This is a genomic window from Thalassolituus sp. UBA2009, from assembly GCF_002335285.1.
Classification (GTDB): Bacteria; Pseudomonadota; Gammaproteobacteria; order Pseudomonadales; family Oceanobacteraceae; genus Venatoribacter; species Venatoribacter alkanivorans.
Genome location: NZ_DDCJ01000020.1, coordinates 2,176 through 22,271, shown reverse-complemented (window position 1 = coordinate 22,271; position 20,096 = coordinate 2,176). Strand labels below are relative to the sequence as shown.

The following is a 20,096-nucleotide window of genomic DNA, read 5'->3' as shown; positions in this document are numbered from 1 at the left end:
ACTTCGAGCTGCTGCTCACGGCTGTCGATACGTTCAGCGAGCTCATTCAGGACTTCATTGATTTCAGGAACCTGATAGGCTTCACCAAGCGTGCCCGGGCCGCCAACGGCCGGTTGCATACTGAAATCGAATTCTTCGGAATTAAGATCGGAAACATCCACAAGACGCTCACCAAGAGCATCCAGACGAAGCAACTTGGCCTGCAGCTCAGCCAGACGCAGAGTCAGCGCTTCCAGCTCTTGATCGGTCTGTTTGCGGATTTGCTGCAGCTCCTGACGCTGCATATTGAGGTCACGCTCCCAGGCTTTGGCAGCGTTAAGATCAAGAATACCTTCATCAGCCAGACGTTCAGCCAGCCAGTAGCCCGCGACTCCCATCGCAAAAGGCAAAGCGAACAGGAACCCAAACATCACTGTGCGTGCAGAAGCACTCAGTGTGTAGGTTCTAGATTCACCATGGCGGCGGCCAACAATAATGATATTCATAGTTAAGCTATTTACTTCCTAATCGGCTGTGCAATCTCTCTGGCACTGACTTCCTGCCTGCCTGACCCGTATAAACGAATCACCAGCCACCCACAAAACAAAGGCCATAAATCAATTATGGCCTTTGTATGAGGATACTCAAACGTATTACTGTTTCAATAAGTTAACCAGCAGCGGCCGGACGCATGTAGGAGATTGGCGAGCTTTCTTCAGCAAATTCGACAAATTCCCAGGCATCTTCCTGCAACAACAGCTCACGCAGCAGCTTATTATTCAGGCCATGACCCGACTTATAGCCGATGAATTCACCAATCAAACTGTGACCGAGCAGGTATAAGTCACCTACCGCATCCAGTATTTTGTGCTTCACGAATTCATCATCGTAGCGCAGACCGTCTTCATTCAGCACACGGTACTCATCAACCACGATGGCGTTCTTAACGCTGCCACCCAGTGCCAGATTTTTGGAGCGCATGTATTCCAGATCTTTGGTAAAGCCAAAGGTACGGGCACGGCTGACTTCTTTTACATAAGAAGTGGATGAAAAATCCAGGCTTGCCTTCTGTACGCTCTGTTTGAATACCGGATGATCGAAATCGATCTCAAAGCTGACTTTAAAACCATCGTAAGGAACAAAAGAGGCAACTTTATCGCCTTCACGCACTTCAACACGACGTTTGATACGGATAAAGCGCTTGGCAACATTCTGCTCAGCAATACCTGCGGACTGTACCAGGAACACAAACGGACCAGAACTGCCGTCCATGATCGGTACTTCCTGCGCGCTGAGTTCAACAATTGCATTATCGATACCCAAGCCCGCCATCGCTGACAACAGGTGTTCAACGGTGTCTACACGTGCATGATCCTTGACCAGCGTTGTGGACAACGTTGTCTCGCCAACATTCAGCGCGTGAGCGGGTATATCCACAACCGGATCAAGATCGATACGTCGGAACACGATACCGGTATCAACAGGTGCCGGTTTCAGCGTGAGATACACCTTCTCACCTGAATGAAGGCCAACCCCAGTCGCCCGGATAGCGTTTTTTAACGTTCGTTGTGGAATCATCTGAACAATCCTGCCATTACTGAGCAAATTTCATACAAAAAGACTAGTCCGGCATTATAGCAACAAATAAAGAATGCGCTAGTGCGCATTCTTTAATCAGCCTGGCGGCGCAAAAAGGCCGGAATGTCGAGATAGTCCATGTCCGGACGAGCTGCGACATCCAACTGCTTCGCGGCGTTACCTGCCTGACGTTTTACGGTCGGCTGATCCAGCTGGCTGTAATCTGTCGTGCCATCAGCCTTACGTGCGTTGACCGTGTTATCGACCACCTTGGTCGGCTTTGGTTCCTCAACCGCGTCGCGGCGTCCCAAACCGGTAGCAACAACAGTTACACGCAGCTCATCCGACAGATCCGGATCAATTACAGTACCAACAACAACGGTTGCATGCTCAGAGGCAAACTCTTCGATCACGCTGCCGACTTCGCTGAACTCACCCAGAGACAGATCAAAACCTGCAGTTACGTTAACCAGAATGCCACGGGCCCCCTGCAGATCAACATCTTCCAGCAGCGGGCTGCCAATTGCACGTTCTGCAGCTTCACGGGCACGGTTTTCACCACTGGCAACACCCGTTCCCATCATCGCCTGACCCATTTCGGACATCACTGTACGCACGTCAGCAAAGTCGACGTTGATCATACCCGGGCGGGTAATCAGGTCGGCAATCCCCTGAACAGCTCCCTGCAGAACATTGTTTGCTTCTTTAAAAGCATCCAGCAGGGAAGTATTTTTCCCCAAAACAGAGAGCAGCTTCTCGTTTGGAATAGTAATCAGGGAGTCGACATGCTCGGCCAGTTGCTTAAGCCCCTGGTCAGCAATCAACATCCGTTTTTTACCTTCAAACGGGAACGGCTTGGTAACCACAGCAACAGTAAGAATACCTAATTCTTTCGCCACCTCAGCAACAACCGGAGCACCACCGGTACCTGTACCACCACCCATACCGGCAGTGATAAATACCATATCAGCACCTTTCAGTGCTTCGGCGATACGTTCACGATCTTCCAGAGCAGCCTGACGGCCCACTTCCGGATTCGCGCCTGCACCCAATCCTTTGGTCAGACCGTTACCCAGTTGAATAATGGAGCGGGAACTCACATTACGCAGTGCCTGTGAATCGGTGTTAGCACAAATAAAATCAACACCTTCAATGTTGCCAGCCACCATGTGCTGAACAGCATTGCCACCACCACCACCAACGCCGACGACTTTAATGACCGCCGATTGTTGTAAATCATCTGCCAGTTCGAACATATCCCCTTCTCTTTGCTGAGACATAGCGTTATCTCCTTAGCGCGCTGAATAATATTTAATCTTAAAAGTTGACTTTAATCCAATCTTTTATTTTGGAATAAAAGCCATCCGGACGATCTTCATTGCGGGTATTATTTGTTTTATTCCTGTGCTGTTTTGCCGCATACAACAACAAGCCCACAGACGTCGAATAAATCGGGTTATTAATCACATCGGTCAACCCTGACACACCATATGGTTTTGCCAGCCGAACCGGCATGTGGAAAATTTCCTCAGCCAGATCCACTACGCCTTCCATCTTTGCGGTACCACCGGTCAGAACAATGCCTGCAGCAACCATATCTTCAAAACCACTGCGACGAAGCTCTGCCTGAATCAGGGTAAAAAGTTCGTCGTAACGGGGTTCAACTACTTCTGCCAGTGCCTGACGGGAAAGGTCGCGTGGAGGGCGTTCGCCAACACTAGGAACCTTAATTGTCTCGTCGGCTTTAGCTAACTGAGTTAAAGCACAGGCATATTTAATTTTGATTTTTTCTGCGTGTTGAGTCGGAGTACGCAGCGCCATCGCAATATCATTGGTGACCTGATCACCGGCAATCGGAATCACCGCGGTATGACGGATTGCACCTTCAGTGAAAATTGCGATATCCGTTGTACCGCCACCAATATCCACCAAGCAGACACCCAATTCGCGTTCATCGTCTGTTAATACGGCATAACTGGAAGCCAGCTGCTCAAGAATAATGGCATCGGTCTGCAGACCGCAGCGCTGAACGCAACGTTCTATATTCTGTGCTGCATTAACGGCGCCGGTAACCAAATGCACTTTCGCCTCAAGACGGACACCGGACATTCCCACCGGTTCTTTAATACCTTCCTGATTGTCAACTACATATTCCTGCGGCAAGACATGCAGAATACGCTGATCCTGAGGAATGGCCACCGCCTGAGCCGCGTCAATAACGCGGTCGACATCCATAGGCGTTACTTCACGATCCCGAACAGCAACAATCCCATGAGAGTTCATTGAGTGAATATGACTGCCGGCAATACCGGCATAAACTGAATGGATCGTGCAACCCGCCATTAATTCGGCTTCTTCCACAGCACGCCGGATGGACTGCACCGTGGATTCAATATTGACCACCACGCCTTTTTTTAGCCCACGACTCGGATGAGAACCCAGACCAACCACCTCGATAGTGCCGTCCGCCCCCAACTCGCCAACAATGGCCACAATTTTAGAGGTGCCAATATCCAGGCCAACCAGCATATTTTTTTGTTGTACCTGACTCATCATCCCATCTCCTGCACTGTGCGCCAGCCAATGGCGGCACCTTTTCCGTAGCGTAAATCAACACTCACAACCGCAGCTTCCGGCAGTTGCGCGATCAATAATTCCAGACGCTGAACGCGTTCTTCAAAATACTGGCGACCAAAACGAACCTGCCAGCCATTACTTAATTCCACATCAACCGCACCGACAGAAGAAACCGTCAACCGGCTGATTCCAACATTCAAATGCCCCAGCGATTGCTGGATACGGCGAAAATGTCGTACTGCCGCTTCAGCGTAATTACGGTCACCATCAATTCGCGCCAGATTCCCGGCGTTCAGGTGTGCCGGAATTTCGCTTAAACGTCCATTTCCGCTCAGCAGCTGATCCCCATTCCAGATTGCCATCGGCACATCTTCATAAAGATTTACCTCTAACGTGTTCGGCCAGCGTTTACGCACAGTCACCTGCATAATTAATGGCAACCCGGTAAGCTGCTGATAAACGCGCTGCAGATCCAGCGAGAAAAAACTCTCGTCTTTTACCCAGACAATTTTTCCTGCGATATCCTCTGCATTCCAGACCGACAAACGCCCTTTAACATCAACACTGGTAATAGGCCAGCTGTGATACGCCCAGCGGACTCCAGCTGCCAAAGCAACCACGATTAATGGCAACAACAGCCACTGCCAGGCAATATCCGGCATCGTTATCCGCCACTGTATGGGCTCTTTAACCACCAAAGGGGTTGCGCCGCGTGGAGCTGCTTTTTTAGCCACGAATTCTTTCCCTGGCTTCCGTTAATAAATGCACAACCAGTTCAGAAAAACTCATACCAACCGCAGCCGCTGCCATCGGTACCAGACTGTGATCGGTCATTCCCGGACTGGTATTTGCTTCCAGCAACCAGAACTGTTCGTTCTGATCCTGCATCACATCGATACGCCCCCAACCCTGACCGCCAATAACATCAAACGCTTTCAGAGCCAGTTGCTGTAATTCCTGCTCCTTTTCCGCTGACAGACCGCAAGGCAACAAATACTGAGTGTCATTTGCCTGGTATTTGGCATCGTAATCATAAAAAGCATGACTGGTTTTTAACTGAATAGCCGGCAATGCCTTACCATCAACAATAGCAACCGTGAACTCTGCGCCTTTCACCCAGGACTCAGCCAAAACCAGTCCGTCGTATTCACGGGCAAAGTCAAAGCTGTTTTGCAGTTCTTCTGCAGTGTGAACTTTACGCATACCGATACTGGAACCTTCACGTGCTGGTTTCACAATGGCATCGGCGTTCAGTTCTGCAATCAGCTGACTCCAGTCACTGTTCTCATTCAGCAAAAACGCTTTTGGCGTCGGCAAACCTGCTGCCTGCCAGATGAGTTTGGTACGCCATTTATCCATTGCCAGGGCAGATGCCATTACACCACTGCCGGTATAAGGTTTATTCAGCCACTCCAGCACACCCTGAATAGTACCGTCTTCACCACCACGACCATGCAGTGCAATAAACGCCACATCAAAATCAACATTGGTTAATTGCTCAATCGCATGCGCCTGAACATCAATAGCAATAACGTCAGCGCCACTTTGCTGCAGGGCGGTATAAACAGCCTGACCACTTTTCAGTGACACTGCACGCTCCGCCGATGTTCCGCCCATTAAAACCGCGATTTTTCCTAATGCGGCAACGTTCATACTTTTACCTCTGCCAACCATACCGGTAATTGCTGGGTTAATGTCACGGCCAGATTGCCGATATCACCGGCTCCCTGAGTCAGTAACAGGTCACCTGGTTTTAATACGCTTTTAAGCGGTGCCTCCAGGGACTCATCACGCTCAATAAAAATAGGATCTACCATGCCACGCTGGCGAATGCTGCCGCACAGCGAACGTCCATCAGCACCAGCAATGGGTTTCTCTCCCGCCGGATATACATCCATTAACAGCAGTACATCGGCACCGGATAGTACCCGGGTAAAGTCTTCATACAGATCGCGGGTCCGGCTGTAACGATGTGGCTGAAATACCATTACCAGCCGGCGTTCAGGAAATCCTTTGCGAATGGCATCAAGCGTAACTTCAAGTTCACGTGGGTGATGACCATAATCATCAACCAGCATCACATCACCATCACCCAATGGAAATTCACCGCAGACTGTAAAGCGACGGCCCACACCGGCAAATTTTTCCAGTGATGTAACAATTGCGTTATCTGCCACACCTTCGTCATCCGCTACCGCAATAGCCGCCATGGCATTCAGCACATTATGTTTACCAGGCATACGCAGACTGATATTCAGCGGCGCACGGCCTGCCGGGCGCTGTACGGTAAAGTGCGTGAACAATCCATCCTGGCGCAATTCGGTGGCACGATAATCAGCATCCTCCGAAAAACCATAAGTGACAGTTTGACGACTGATCCGCGGCAATAATTCACGCACAACATCGTCATCAATACAGACCACCGCCAGCCCATAAAAAGGCAGATTATGCAGAAATTCGATAAAGGTATTTTTCAGCTGTTCAAAGTCACCGCCATAAGTCGCCATATGGTCAGCATCAATATTGGTAACAATAGAAACCATCGGCTGCAGGTGCAGGAAAGAAGCATCGCTCTCATCAGCCTCAGCGACTAAATAACGACTGGCTCCCAAGCGGGCATTAGTACCGGCACTGTTTAATTTGCCACCGATAACAAAGGTCGGGTCCAGACCGGCTTCAGCCAGTACCGATGTCACCATACTGGTGGTTGTGGTTTTACCATGGGTTCCGGCCACCGCAATTCCATGACGAAAACGCATCAGCTCCGCCAGCATTTCCGCACGACGGACAACAGGAATACGCGCCTCAACCGCGGCACGGATTTCCGGATTTTCATGATCAATCGCTGTCGACACCACCAGTACATCAGCGTGTGTGACATTACTTTCCTGATGGCCAATATAAATCGTGGCCCCCAGAGCCTGCAGCCGCTCAGTAACCGCCGACTGACGTAAATCTGAACCGGAAATCTGATAGCCCTGATTCAGTAATACTTCAGCAATACCACACATACCGGCACCGCCAATACCAACAAAATGCATGCAGCGGATGCGGCGCATTTCCGGTATCAGATGATTCAGCGGTGTATTGGATTTATCTGTCACGGGCAAACCTCTTAATCTGTTCAGCAACCTGTGCGGTTGCATTGGTGATGGCCTGGCTACGCGCCTTCTCAGCCATTTCCAGTAATAATGTTCTGTGCTCAGAAAAGTGCTGCCACTGAGCTGCAAGCCATTCCGCGGTTAATTCATTCTGCTGACAGATCAGACCCGCACCGGCTTTCGTCAGGTACTCTGCGTTTGCAGTCTGATGGTCATCCACCGCAAAAGGGAAAGGTACAAAAATCGCAGCACAGCCTGCGGCTGCAACTTCAGATACGGTCAGTGCACCGGCACGGCAAATCAGTAAATCGGCATTACCATAAGCGGCCGCCATATCATCAATAAAAGCAATAACCTCAGCCTGCACTCCGGCTTGCTCATAAGCAGCCTGCATTTCTGCCAGATTACTTTTACCCACCTGATGACGTAACCGCGGGCGCTGATTTTCAGACAGCAATTGCATCGCCGCAAGCACCGTACGATTCAGCGCAGCAGCACCAAGACTGCCACCAACGACCAGCACTTTAAGAGGCTCATCGGCTTTCATCCGCTGCGATGGCGCGGGCAGATTCAGAACACTTTCTCGCACCGGATTTCCGGTAACCTGCGCACCTTCCAGAGCTCCCGGAAATGCCTGCATTACATGCTGACTGATGCGGCTTAATAAACGATTGGTCATACCAGCGAAAGCATTCTGCTCATGAATCAGCAGAGGCACAGCACTCAGGCGGGCAGCCACACCGCCCGGGCCTGTGGCATAACCACCAAAGCCTAAAGCCGCGACAGGTTTTATCTGTTTAATAATTTTCCGCGCCTGAAGAATTGCCTTAGCAATACGCAGCGGCGCAGTTAACAAACCCAGTTTGCCCTTACCACGCAGGCCACTGATATTAATGCAATGCAGCGGATAACCGTTGGCAGGCACCAGGTCTTTTTCAATACCGGATGCTGTGCCCAGCCAGTGAATGGTAAAACCTTCCTGTTTAAGTTGTTCAGCAACGGCCAGTGCCGGGAAAACATGCCCGCCAGTACCGCCTGCCATTAATAAAACATTACGCGAAGATGCCTGACTCATGCAGCACCTCCCGCAGCAGCGTTTTCACTCTGATTAACCTGATCATTTTCATGAGCAATACGCATCACAATACCAACCATAACGCAGCACACCAGCAAGCTGCTGCCACCATAACTGAAGAAAGGCAATGTCAGTCCTTTCGTTGGTAAAAGGCCAATATTCACACCCAGATTAATCACCACCTGCAGTCCTAACAACGAAGCAATACCAATGGCAACATAAGCACCATATAACTGCCCCTGCAGCTGGGCTTTCCATGACACCCGCCAGATCTGAGCAATAACAACAGCCAATAATGTCAAAGCAGCTACACCACCAATCAGACCGGTTTCTTCCGCCCAGATGGCAAAAACAAAGTCCGTGTGAGCTTCCGGCAGATAAAATAATTTCTGCACACTTTCACCCAGACCTACGCCAAACCAGTCTCCACGGCCAAAAGCAATCAGCGATTGAGTCAGCTGATAACCGGTGCCGTACACATGCTCTGGCGCCCAGGGGTCGAGATAAGCCATCAAACGTTCAACGCGGTAACTTTCGGAGGTCAGCACCACGACGCTGATAATTAAGGTGGCGATCAACAGCAGGAAAAACTGCCCGGCTTTTACACCGCCTAAAAATAACTGAATCAGCACGGCCCCCATCAACACAACAACGGCGCCAAAATCCGGCTCCAGCAACAACAGAAAAACCATTCCGGCCAGAATACCCAGCGGTTTGAGGAAGCCAGACCACTGCTGCTGAACTTCATCCTGACGGCGAACCAGATAACCAGACACATAAAAAACCGCCGCTAATTTCGCCAGCTCTGATGCCTGAATTTTAATAACCCCCAGGTTCAGCCAGCGCTGACTGCCGTTAACCTCGTGGCCGATTCCGGGCACAAACACCAGAATCAGACCCGCTACCGCCAACAGCAGAAAAATCACATCAACCCTGCTCCACCAACTCAGTGGAATCTGGCTGATGGTATAAACCACGGCAACGCCTAACAGCAGGTAAACGGCATGACGCACAGCAAAATACGCGGCATTACCGGTATAAAACTCTGCGATTCCGGTTGAAGCCGATGCCACCATTAGCCAACCCAGGCACATCAGCGCCAGCCAGGGATAAAACATGCTCTGCCGGCTCTGCCAGAGGAAGCGTTCTGCATTCATGACGCCACCTCAGTGCTGATTTCCGTTTTTACCAGCTGCGCAAAATATTCGCCGCGGGCGACATAGTTTTTAAACTGATCAAAACTGGCGCAAGCCGGAGACAATAAAATGACATCACCTGCAGCTGCTACAGAACAGGCACGGGTAAAAGCTTCAGCTAAAGTAACCTGCTGTGATACCGGACAAACGTTAGCAACAGCAGCCGCAATGGTTCCTGCATCAGCACCAAAAGTAAGAACTTCCGCGGCGTATTGTTCACAGGCAGAAGCCAGTGGGCTGAAATCCTGTCCTTTACCCTCACCACCGGCCAGCAGCCAGATTTTTCCGTTAATTTCCGGCCCCAGACCATAAAGCGCCGCCAGAGTAGAACCGACGTTGGTACCTTTAGAATCGTTGTAAAAATCAACACCGGCTTTATTGCCCAGCCACTGACAACGATGATCCAGACCGGCAAATTCACGCAGCGCCGGTAATACGGCAGCAATATCTACCGAAAGCAGTTTGATCAGTGCCAGCGCCGCCATTACGTTTGCCAGATTATGCTGACCTTTAATTTTCAGCTCGCTGGCAGCGATAATTTTTTCAGTACCGAACATGATCCAGCTTTCGCCATCAATCCGCTCAAGGCCAAACTGACCAATGTCCGCTTTATTCACACCAAAACTCAGGCGCGGCATTTTATCGGAAACCAGCGGCTGGCTGAGCGCATCGTCACGATTCACCACAACGCCACGACACTGCTGAAAAATGCGGTGCTTGGCCTGATGATAATCCGCCATGCCCTGATAACGGTCCATATGGTCTTCGCTCATATTGAGCACCACCGCAGCCGAGGCGGCCAGGTTTTCGGTGGTTTCCAGCTGAAAGCTCGACAGCTCCAATACATAGATATCGGTTTCAGCATCGTTACGCAGCAGATCCAGCGCAGGAATACCAATATTACCGCCAACTGCAACACGCTTGCCGGCCGCTGCCAGTAATTCTCCCACCAGAGTAGTGACCGTGCTTTTACCATTGGAGCCGGTAATGGCAATTAATGGCTTGCTACAGACATCGGCAAATAACTGAATATCACCGGCAATCCGAGCACCGGCCTGACGGGCTGCAGCAATGGCCGGATGAGAAACCGCAATGCCGGGGCTGACGATTAATTCGTCGTACTGGCTGAGGACAGCGGCCTGTAATTCACCGCTATAAATAGCCGACTGTGGAAACTCGCTGCGTACCGCATCCAGTCCCGGTGGCACATCGCGGCTGTCGCACAAATCAAACGCCCAGCCGCGGCTCTGGCAATAACGGGCAGCAGAGAGCCCGGTCATGCCAAGACCGACGATCAGTCGTTTGTAATCTGTGGAAATCAGCTGCGACATAAATTCAGATTCCTCAGCGAATCTTCAGCGTGGCTAAACCGATCAGCACCAGAATAATGGTGATAATCCAGAAACGAACAATAACGCGCGGCTCCGGCCAGCCTTTTAATTCATAGTGATGATGCAACGGTGCCATGCGGAAAATACGCTTGCCGGTCATTTTGAATGAGGCAACCTGCAGGATCACCGATACGGTTTCCGCCACAAAAATACCGCCCATAATAAACAACACGATTTCCTGACGAACGATCACCGCAACCACACCCAATGCTGCGCCCAATGCCAGAGAGCCCACGTCGCCCATAAAAACCTGAGCCGGATAGGTGTTGAACCACAGAAAGCCAATACCGGCGCCGACAATAGCGGCACAGAAAATCACCAGTTCACCGGCACCGGCGATATAAGGAATATGCAGATAACTGGCAAAATTAACGTTACCGGCAAGGTACGCACAGATACCTAAAGCGCCACCCACCATGACGGTTGGCATAATGGCCAGACCATCCAGACCATCGGTCAGGTTGACGGCATTACTGGAGCCAACAATTACAAAGTAGGTCAACAGAATAAACAGCAGGCCTAACTGCGGCATAACATCTTTCAGGAAAGGAACCACCAATTGGGTTTCCTGCGGACTTTGCGCACTGTAGAAAAGATAAGCGGCAGCAATTAAGGCGAACACCGACTGCCAGAAATATTTCCAGCGCCCCGGTAAACCACGGGAGTTTTTCTCAACCACTTTACGGTAATCATCCACCCAGCCGATCGCACCAAAGACCAGAGTCACCAGCAGTACAACCCAGACGAAACGATTTTCCAGATTGCCCCACAGCAAAGTACTGACGGCAATCGACAGCAGAATCAGCACGCCGCCCATGGTCGGAGTACCGGCTTTGCTTAAATGGGATTTAGGACCTAACTCACGGATCGCCTGACCAATCTGGTATTCACGCAATTTGCGGATAACCACAGGCCCAAGGAGTAATGACACCATCAGGGCAGTAATCACCGCCAGAATAGCGCGCAGCGTTAAATAGTTAACGACCCCGAATCCGGAGTGGTACTGCGCTAACCAGTCTCCCAGCCATAGCAACATGATCAGTTTTCCTCTGTATTTTTCTGCAGCGCCTGAACCACCTGATCCATACCAGCGCTACGTGACCCTTTAACAAGAATGACATCCTGTTTAGTGGTCTGTTGTTGTAAATACCGCACCAATTCTTCTTTGGTTGCGAACCAGTGCGCTCCGGCGCCAAATGCTTCAACCGTTTTCCGGCTGCGCTCGCCCGTTGCCAATAAATGCTGAATTCCCTGCGTTTTGGCGTACAGACCAATATCCGCATGGGCAGCCAATTCGCCTTCACCAAGTTCGGCCATATCGCCCAGTACCAGCCAGCTCTGTGCCGCGTGTTTTAACACGTCGATAGCTGCTTTGACTGACGCCGGATTGGCGTTGTAGGCGTCATTTAAAATCCGCTGACCGGCTTGCCCATCCAGCCAGTGCAAACGACCGGAAACCGTGGTTGCCTGTTGCAGACCCTGAATAATTTCAGCAGCACTCAGCCCAAGCGCATAAGCCGCGGCACTCACAGCCAGCGCATTACGCACATTGTGTTCACCCAGCAATGGCAGGCGAACTGCATATTCTTCACCGTCCAGATGCAGCACAAAATGACTGCCCTGAAGATCACAGCGCAAAGCACTGGCACGTACGTCTGCTGAGGCAGAAAATCCAAAACTGAGCAATTTAACCGCTGCTGCGCGCTCTGCCCATTCGCTATAGAACACATCATCGGCATTTAAAATGGCGCAGCCGCCTGGCTGAATAAAATCGAGCAACTCACCTTTGGTCTGCACAATTCCCTGCAGACTGCCAAAACCTTCAAGATGAGCTTCTGCTGCATTGGTAATAATGCCAACCTGAGGTTTAACCCACTGTGCGGTGTAAGCAATTTCACCGGCACCACTGGCACCCAGTTCAATGACGGCCGCTTCATGCTCAGGTTGTAATGCCAGCAGCGTAAGCGGCGCACCAATATGGTTATTCAGATTGCCCTGTGTCATCCAGGTACGGTAGCGCTGTGCCAGTACACTACTCATTAATTGTTTCACACTGGTTTTACCGGCACTGCCGGTTACGGCAACCAACGGCCCGTGAAACTGACTGCGGTTCCAGCCAGCAATCTGCCCCAGCGCGATCAGGCAATCCGTTACCCAGATTAACGGCAGGCGCTGTGCCAGATCAGCATCCACATCCTGATCAATCAGCGCAGCAACCGCGCCCTGCTCTGCGGCCTGAGCAATAAAATGATGACCATTAAAACGTTCACCGCTTAATGGTACGTACAGATCACCGGCTTTAATGTTACGGCTGTCGGTGCTCACACCATGAATCATGTCATCATCAAGCGCAGCTGCCGTATTATTCTGCAGCTGCCCATGCACAATTTTAACTAACTGCGACAGCGACAAATTACTCAGCATGATGATCTCCGCTCAGTAACCGTCCGGCCTTGCGATAACCCGCCTGAGTTAATACTGAGGCATCGCTGTAGGGTAATTTCACGCCCTGAACTTCCTGATAATGTTCATGGCCTTTGCCGGCAATAAGTACAATACCGGCAGCAGTTGTCATATCCAGCGCCTGTGTAATGGCACGGCTGCGATCATGTTCACAATAAAAATCGCCGGTATTCTCTGCGCTGAGTGCATCGGCAAAAATCTGCTGCGGATCTTCGCTGCGCGGATTGTCGTCTGTCAGCCAGACCACGTCCGCATGCGCGGCAGCTACCTGAGCCATCAGCGCGCGCTTGCTGCGGTCACGATCACCACCACAGCCAAATACCGCAGTAATTTTTTTATTCCAGGGCTTAAGTGCCTGCAATACATTTAACAAAGCATCCGGCGTATGGGCAAAATCGATAACCGCCAGTGGCGCATCATCTTTTACATACAACTCCATACGTCCGGCCACCGGCTCCAGTTTTTGTGCAGCCGCGAGCAGCTGCTTAAAATCAAATCCTTGCAAGGCCAGTGCAGCAATCGCAGCCGTTGCATTGGCCAGATTAAATTCACCGATTAATGGCAGGACCAATAAACCATTGCCCCAGGGAGTATCCAGCCAGGCCTGCATTCCACGGGCCTGCATCTGCACAGCGGAATACCGCACTGCAGCCTGCTCGCTTTGGCCATAGGTAATGACATTGGTATTTACTGCCGAATCAGCGGCCAGTCGGCGACCATAATCGTCATCAATATTAATTAATGCCGCTTCAATATCATGACCAACGAATAACTGACGCTTGGCCGCAAAGTAATCGGCCATACTGCCGTGATAATCCAGGTGATCCTGGGTGAGATTGGTCAGCACGGCCACCCGAAAGTTCAATCCGGCCACACGCTGCTGCGTCAGACCATGGGATGAGACTTCCAGTGCGGCAAAATCAACACCGTTTTCCTGCATATTGTTCAGGTGACGTAAGATTACGGATAAATCGGCGGTTGTATTACGACTGGTCTGAAGGTCTGGCCATACACCATTACCTAAAGTCCCCAATACGCCGCAAGGTACTGAACAAAAACCAGCCAGCTGTGCCATATATTGCGTCACAGAACTTTTGCCGTTAGTACCGGTTACCGCTGTCAGTTTCATATCCGCAACGGATGCATAACGACGATGAAGCCAGGTGGTTAACGAGGCTGGAATTTCATTATTAAAGAAGACAGGGACGGCAGGAAAATGCGGGCTCTGTTCACAACGGAAGCCCAACTCACCTTCTGCCAGTACCGCAACCGCACCCTGCTCAATAGCGGCAGCAATATGTTCTTCGCCATGACTCTTCAAACCGCGACGGGCAATAAATACATCGCCAGGCTGTACATCGCGGCTATCGACAGCAACCTGTGCGAATTCACGATCCCACTCCGGCGGAATAAATAATTCAGGAGTAACCATCTGACTTAATTTCATGCCGGACCTCCTGCCATCTGTAACGCCGGTACACTGCCATCATCCGGAGCAACCTGACGCAGACGCAACGCCTGTTGCATAATGCGTGAGAATACCGGCGCTGCTACTTCACCACCGTAATATTCTTTGCCCTGAGGTGAGTCGATCACAACAACCAGCACCAGATCCGGGGAGGAAATCGGCGCTATTCCGGAAAATACCGCGGTGTATTCTGAATCTTCATAACCTTGCTGACCCACTTTATGCGCAGTACCGGTTTTACCGCCAACGCGGTAACCGGCAACCCGGGCACGACTGCCGGTTCCCTGTTTTGAGGTAACAGTTTCCAGCATATCCAGAACCTGACGGGCAACTTTCGCTGGCATTACCCGCTGACATTCCGTCTGTGGCTGATTATTCATTAATAAACGCACCGGATTACGGCAACCACCCTGAGTAAAACTGGTATAGGCATGCGCCAGCTGCAAAGGCGAAACCGATAAACCATAACCATAAGAAACCGTCGCCAGGCGCAGAGCATCCATTTGCTCCGGATAAGGCAGGCTGCCTACCGCTTCTCCGGGAAAACCCAGCACTGTTGCCTGGCCAATACCGGCTTTGCTGAAAAAATTCCAGATATTCTCTGCCCCCAGCTGATGAGCCAGATAGGTAACTCCAACGTTGCTGGATTTGGTAATAACACCGGTAATATCCAGCACACCGTAATTACGGTGATCGCGAATGGTTTTATTTTTAACCCGCACATAACCCGGCGCTGTATTAATTTCGGAACCTGGGAAATAACGTCCGGAACTTAAAGCTGCAGCCACCGTAAAAGGTTTAATCGTAGAGCCCGGCTCAATAAGATCGGCGATAGCCCGGTTACGCATGTTTTCCGCACGCAGGCTGGCGCGGTTATTCGGGTTATAAGACGGCTGATTAACCAGAGCCAGTACATCCCCGCTGCGCGCATCCACCAACACTGCACTGCCGGACTTAGCATTATGCTGGGAAACGGCTGCTTTTAATTCGCGGTACGCCAGATACTGCAGGCGCAGATCCAGCGTTAACGCCAAGTCACCGCCTGGCTTTGGCACCGCATTGACTTTTAATTGTTTAATCACATTGCCATACAGGTCTTTAACCACCTGGCGCGAACCTTCGCTGCCTTGCAGAAATTCATCAAAAGCCAGCTCCAGACCTTCCTGCCCATTACCGTCCACATCAACGATACCCACCGTATGTGCGGTCACTTCTGCTGCCGGATAGAAACGGCGGAAATCATCATCACCATAAATACCGGCGATACGGCGTTTTAATACCTGCTGTGCCAGCTCCGGCTGAACCTGACGCTTAATGTATAAAAAAGAGCGACCCTGAGAGGCCGCCCGTTCAACTTTGCGCACCAGTTCTCTGGTGCTCAGACCAAGATCAGTGGCGACAGCCGGTAATTGCTGAACATTAACCTGCTGCGGATTCAGCCACAGCGTTACCACCGGTGTACTGACTGCAAGTGGTTTGCCATAACGGTCGGTTATCATACCGCGCATTGCCGGCTGAACTTCTTCACGCACCGTACGCTTTTCACCCTGCTCAAACAGGAAAGGCTGATCCACGGTATGCAGCATAACCAGACGCACCAGAACCGCAGCCAGCAGACAGCCAAACACCACCAGCACCAGCGTAAAACGCCAGCGGGTGATGCCGCTTAATGTTGTCTCTTGGTTCGGTTGCGCATTCATTGTGAAAGCACCTGCACCTTGCCTGGTTCTGTCATGTTTAATTGTTTACGCGCCTGCTGGTCGATCCGGCCATGCGCAGTTAATGTGCTTTTTTCCAGCAGCAAACGGGTATGTTCCTGCAGCAGCTGCGCCCGTAATGCATCTTCCTGTTGCCACACCTGCAGCAGTACGCGGTGCCAGTGCACCACCCCGACCTGAGCCAGAGCAGACATAAGCACCACAGCCCACAACACAGCGACTCCTGCTTTCACGCCAACCGCTCAGCAATGCGTAATACCGCACTGCGGGCGCGGGCATTAATCCGTATTTCATCGTTACCGGGCATAATCGCCTTACCCATTTTTTTCATGGTGCGGCCGAGCATGTCATCCGGCACCGGAATACCCGGAGGTAAATCACGGCCCTTTTCCTGTGCGCGGATAAAGCGCTTCACCATACGATCTTCCAGCGAATGGAAACTGATGACTGCCAGGCGGCCATGTGGCAGCAGCAGATCAACGCTGTCGGCCAGAATTTTTTCCAGATCACCCAGTTCGTTATTCACTGCAATACGGATTGCCTGAAAAGCACGGGTCGCCGGATGCTTATGTTTTTCCCAGGCCGGATTGGCTTCTTTAATTAACTCAGCCAGCTCGCGGGTACGGGTAATAGGCGCTTCAGCACGGGCCTTGATAATCGCGCGCGCCATACGCTTGGCGAAACGCTCTTCTCCGTATTCTTTTAATACGCGGGCGATTTCTTCTTCGGAAGTCTGGGCACACCACTCAGCAGCACTCAGGCCGGCATCCGGATTCATACGCATATCCAGCGGGCCATCTTTCATAAAGCTGAAGCCGCGTTCGGCATCATCCAGCTGTGGCGAAGACACCCCCAGATCCAGCAGAATGCCGTTGATCTGGCCGATCCCCAGAGCATTAAGCTCGGCTTTCATATCGGCAAAACTGGCCTGCACAATCTGAAAGCGACTGTCCTCCCGCTCCAGCTCTTTACCGGTCTGAATGGCCAGCGGGTCTTTATCAAAACCAATCAGGCGACCTTCAGGTGCCAACTTACTCAGCAGCAGACGACTGTGACCGCCACGGCCAAAAGTTCCGTCCACATAAATACCCGCCGGATCATTCAGGCAGCCGCCGACCGTCTCCTGCAGCAGTACGGTGGTGTGAGCAAACTCACTCAGATTCATAACGACAGACTCTGTAGTTCTTCGGGTAATTGTTCGGGCTGGCTGACCATATCCAGATACTCATCGCGGCGGTCTTCCCACAGCGACTTACTCCACAACTCCAGCTTCTTTCCCTGCCCCATCAGCACGCTTTCCTTTTCCAGCGAGGCATATTCGCGCAGCGGTTGCGGCAAAAGGATACGACCGGCGCTGTCCAGCTCCAGATCAGTCGCATGACCAATCAATAAGCGCTGAATGCGGCGGGCAACCGGGTTAAAGCTGGGCAGAGCCTCGATTTTGGCCTGGATCAGTTCCCATTCGTTTACGGGGTAAATCAGGAGGCAGCGTTCTTCAGTATCAATGGTGGCCACCAAACGGGCGCCACAGAGCTCCGCCAGCGTTTCCCGATATTTAGTCGGGATCGCCAGACGCCCTTTGGCATCCAGATTGATCGTGTGCAGCCCCCGGAACATACGTCCTTCCTGTTGGTTTGGGTGTGAATCCTCTGTCGGTGTAAGTAGTTACCAACCTCGTCAAAGTCCCACCATTACCCACTATTTTCCACTTTACGACACTATAGGAAGGCAAATAGCCTTTTGCAAGCCACTTCGGGGTGTGGATATCTGCATTTTTGCTTTATCTCACAAGGACTTAGAAAGCCTTAACGGCAAGGTGGGAAAATGTGGAGAGCAAATCTTAAACAAGACTGTGAGCCTGCATCACGAAGTTAAAGTAACTTCTGAGGTTAGTACTCACTTACATGAGGGTTTATATAATTTAGCTATAAGAAGTGACCACTAACTAATCATTAAAGACAGGCTCTGTGCAGCCGGGCCAATGATGGCGAAATCTGCGACGGGAAACCAGTGCAGAATTCTGCAGCCGTTGTGCAAAAAAATCTTCAGCCGGAATAATCAAGGCGGTAACATCGGCTCCCTTTACATCATCCTGCAAGCACTGCCACAAGGACCCCTTGCATGCCAAGAGCCAACGAACTGAAGAAAGGCGGCGTCGTCGAATTCAAGAATCAGACCTGCCTGATCAAAAACATCGAAGTGCAGAACCCGCATTCGCGCGGTGGTGCCACCCTGTACAAAATCCGCTTCCAGACCGTTCCCGGCCGGCAGAAGCTGGAAGAAAGCTTTAAAGGTGACGATCAGCTGCAGGCCATTGAACTGCTGCGTCGCCAGATCGTGTTCTCTTACCGTGAAGAAGACACCTACTACTTTATGGACGAAGAAAGCTTCGACCAGTATCCGATCGATGCCGAAACCCTGGACACCGATGCGCTCTATATCAGCGAATCCCTGAAAGGCACCATGGGTCTGCTGGTCGATGGTCAGCTGATTGCCATTGAGCTGCCATCATCGGTAGAAATGACCGTAATCGAAACCAGCCCAGGCATTAAAGGCGGCAGCGCCAGTGCCCGTACCAAACCGGCCCGTTTTGCCACCGGTCTGGTTATTCAGGTGCCGGAATATCTGGAACAGGGTGAAACCGTCAAGATCAACACCGCTGAGAACCGTTTTATCTCCCGCGCCTGATTGATCTGGCAAATCTGAGGCTGGCGCAATGTATAGTTGCGTCAGCCTGTCTTGGCGAAGTCCGGCGGCTGTGACAGACTTCGCGTCGTCCTATCACCAGCCGTCATCCGACTTCAATCCAGACCATGAATATTCAGCAATTACAGGCCGCTTCGCAGGCCGTTCGTGATAACAAAGCCTTCGAACTCTTTGTTGTAGCCATCATTATTTTTTCTGCCCTTCTGATCGGTGCCAAAACCTACAGCATTCCCGACCCTTTGATGGTGGTGCTGAACTGGCTGGATACCGGCATTACGGTTATTTTCCTGATCGAAATCGTTATCCGCTTTCTCGCGGCACCGGATAAGAAACGCTTCTTCCATAATGGCTGGAACCTGTTTGATACCCTGGTCGTCGTTGTCAGTCTGATTCCGGTCGATCACAGCGATATGGCTCTTATTGGTCGTCTGGTGCGTATTTTCCGCGTGCTGCGGATGGTATCTATCATCCCGGAATTGCGTATGCTGCTGAACTCGCTGCTGCGCGCGTTGCCACAGCTGGGCTATGTCCTGCTGCTGATGTTTATTATTTATTATATTTACGCGGCTATCGGCACCACCTTTTTTGAACCCATCAATGATGTGCTGTGGGGGGATATTTCCATCTCCATGCTGACCCTGTTCCGGGTGATGACCTTTGAAGACTGGACCGATGTTATGTACGAAACCATGGCGGTCTACCCGCTGTCGTGGATTTTTTATCTGAGCTTTATTTTCCTCACCACCTTTGCCTTTCTTAATATGGTCATCGGTATTGTGGTAAACGTACTTGAAGATGAACATGCACAGGAAAAAGCCGAGCAGGATGCCGCCGACGGCAAAGC

Annotated in this window: 18 protein-coding genes and 1 pseudogene; 2 read left to right on the top strand and 17 right to left on the bottom strand. The window is 51.2% G+C overall.

The window, feature by feature from the left end; translation table 11 throughout:
- The 17 genes and pseudogenes from B3P58_RS02125 to mraZ all read right to left on the bottom strand — a co-directional run.
- A pseudogene (locus tag B3P58_RS02125) lies at positions 1–485 on the bottom strand (hypothetical protein); the annotation flags it as partial.
- 163 nt (positions 486–648) lie between these two features.
- Positions 649–1,557: a UDP-3-O-acyl-N-acetylglucosamine deacetylase gene (lpxC, locus tag B3P58_RS02120; protein WP_145469571.1), complete on the bottom strand. Its 909-nt coding sequence runs from the start codon at positions 1,555–1,557 to the stop codon at positions 649–651.
- Positions 1,558–1,649: 92 nt separating this feature from the next.
- On the bottom strand, positions 1,650–2,813 hold the full coding sequence (gene ftsZ / locus B3P58_RS02115; RefSeq protein ID WP_225692350.1) for a cell division protein FtsZ: 1,164 nt from the start codon (positions 2,811–2,813) through the stop codon (positions 1,650–1,652).
- A gap of 61 nt (positions 2,814–2,874) precedes the next feature.
- A complete protein-coding gene (gene ftsA, locus B3P58_RS02110; protein WP_225692349.1) occupies positions 2,875–4,110 on the bottom strand; it encodes a cell division protein FtsA in 1,236 nt (411 codons plus the stop codon).
- The gene (locus B3P58_RS02105) at positions 4,110–4,868 is read right to left on the bottom strand and encodes a cell division protein FtsQ/DivIB (RefSeq protein ID WP_286715755.1); all 759 of its coding nucleotides are present in this window, start codon (positions 4,866–4,868) and stop codon (positions 4,110–4,112) included. Before B3P58_RS02105 ends, ftsA begins: the two co-directional genes overlap by 1 nt.
- A complete protein-coding gene (locus B3P58_RS02100) occupies positions 4,861–5,787 on the bottom strand; it encodes a D-alanine--D-alanine ligase (RefSeq protein WP_230331643.1) in 927 nt (308 codons plus the stop codon). Before B3P58_RS02100 ends, B3P58_RS02105 begins: the two co-directional genes overlap by 8 nt.
- Positions 5,784–7,193, bottom strand: a complete 1,410-nt coding sequence (gene murC, locus B3P58_RS02095) for a UDP-N-acetylmuramate--L-alanine ligase (RefSeq protein ID WP_225692348.1) — start codon at positions 7,191–7,193, stop codon at positions 5,784–5,786. Before murC ends, B3P58_RS02100 begins: the two co-directional genes overlap by 4 nt.
- 34 nt (positions 7,194–7,227) lie before the next feature.
- The gene (gene murG / locus B3P58_RS02090; protein WP_286715752.1) at positions 7,228–8,310 is read right to left on the bottom strand and encodes an undecaprenyldiphospho-muramoylpentapeptide beta-N-acetylglucosaminyltransferase; all 1,083 of its coding nucleotides are present in this window, start codon (positions 8,308–8,310) and stop codon (positions 7,228–7,230) included.
- Complete coding sequence (gene ftsW / locus B3P58_RS02085) at positions 8,307–9,467, bottom strand: putative lipid II flippase FtsW (protein ID WP_286715750.1); 1,161 nt, start codon at positions 9,465–9,467, stop codon at positions 8,307–8,309. Before ftsW ends, murG begins: the two co-directional genes overlap by 4 nt.
- Entirely contained in the window at positions 9,464–10,837 is a 1,374-nt protein-coding gene (gene murD / locus B3P58_RS02080; protein ID WP_286715748.1) for a UDP-N-acetylmuramoyl-L-alanine--D-glutamate ligase, read from the bottom strand. Before murD ends, ftsW begins: the two co-directional genes overlap by 4 nt.
- Before the next feature lie 13 nt (positions 10,838–10,850).
- Positions 10,851–11,933: a phospho-N-acetylmuramoyl-pentapeptide-transferase gene (gene mraY / locus B3P58_RS02075; protein WP_145469578.1), complete on the bottom strand. Its 1,083-nt coding sequence runs from the start codon at positions 11,931–11,933 to the stop codon at positions 10,851–10,853.
- A 2-nt stretch (positions 11,934–11,935) separates the two neighbouring features.
- Entirely contained in the window at positions 11,936–13,321 is a 1,386-nt protein-coding gene (locus B3P58_RS02070) for a UDP-N-acetylmuramoyl-tripeptide--D-alanyl-D-alanine ligase (protein WP_286715745.1), read from the bottom strand.
- A complete protein-coding gene (locus B3P58_RS02065; RefSeq protein ID WP_286715743.1) occupies positions 13,311–14,807 on the bottom strand; it encodes a UDP-N-acetylmuramoyl-L-alanyl-D-glutamate--2,6-diaminopimelate ligase in 1,497 nt (498 codons plus the stop codon). Before B3P58_RS02065 ends, B3P58_RS02070 begins: the two co-directional genes overlap by 11 nt.
- A complete protein-coding gene (locus B3P58_RS02060; protein WP_145469581.1) occupies positions 14,804–16,528 on the bottom strand; it encodes a peptidoglycan D,D-transpeptidase FtsI family protein in 1,725 nt (574 codons plus the stop codon). Before B3P58_RS02060 ends, B3P58_RS02065 begins: the two co-directional genes overlap by 4 nt.
- Positions 16,525–16,761, bottom strand: a complete 237-nt coding sequence (gene ftsL, locus B3P58_RS02055) for a cell division protein FtsL (RefSeq protein WP_145469582.1) — start codon at positions 16,759–16,761, stop codon at positions 16,525–16,527. Before ftsL ends, B3P58_RS02060 begins: the two co-directional genes overlap by 4 nt.
- 14 nt (positions 16,762–16,775) lie before the next feature.
- The gene (gene rsmH / locus B3P58_RS02050; RefSeq protein WP_286715739.1) at positions 16,776–17,711 is read right to left on the bottom strand and encodes a 16S rRNA (cytosine(1402)-N(4))-methyltransferase RsmH; all 936 of its coding nucleotides are present in this window, start codon (positions 17,709–17,711) and stop codon (positions 16,776–16,778) included.
- Complete coding sequence (gene mraZ, locus B3P58_RS02045; protein WP_145469584.1) at positions 17,708–18,163, bottom strand: division/cell wall cluster transcriptional repressor MraZ; 456 nt, start codon at positions 18,161–18,163, stop codon at positions 17,708–17,710. The genes rsmH and mraZ overlap by 4 nt, the downstream gene beginning before the upstream one ends.
- Positions 18,164–18,667: 504 nt before the next feature.
- On the opposite strand from mraZ, the gene yeiP reads away from it, so the two are divergent.
- A complete protein-coding gene (gene yeiP, locus B3P58_RS02040) occupies positions 18,668–19,234 on the top strand; it encodes an elongation factor P-like protein YeiP (RefSeq protein WP_145469585.1) in 567 nt (188 codons plus the stop codon).
- 125 nt (positions 19,235–19,359) lie between these two features.
- On the top strand, positions 19,360–20,096 hold a 737-nt coding region (locus B3P58_RS02035), incomplete at its 3' end, for an ion transporter (RefSeq protein WP_286715735.1).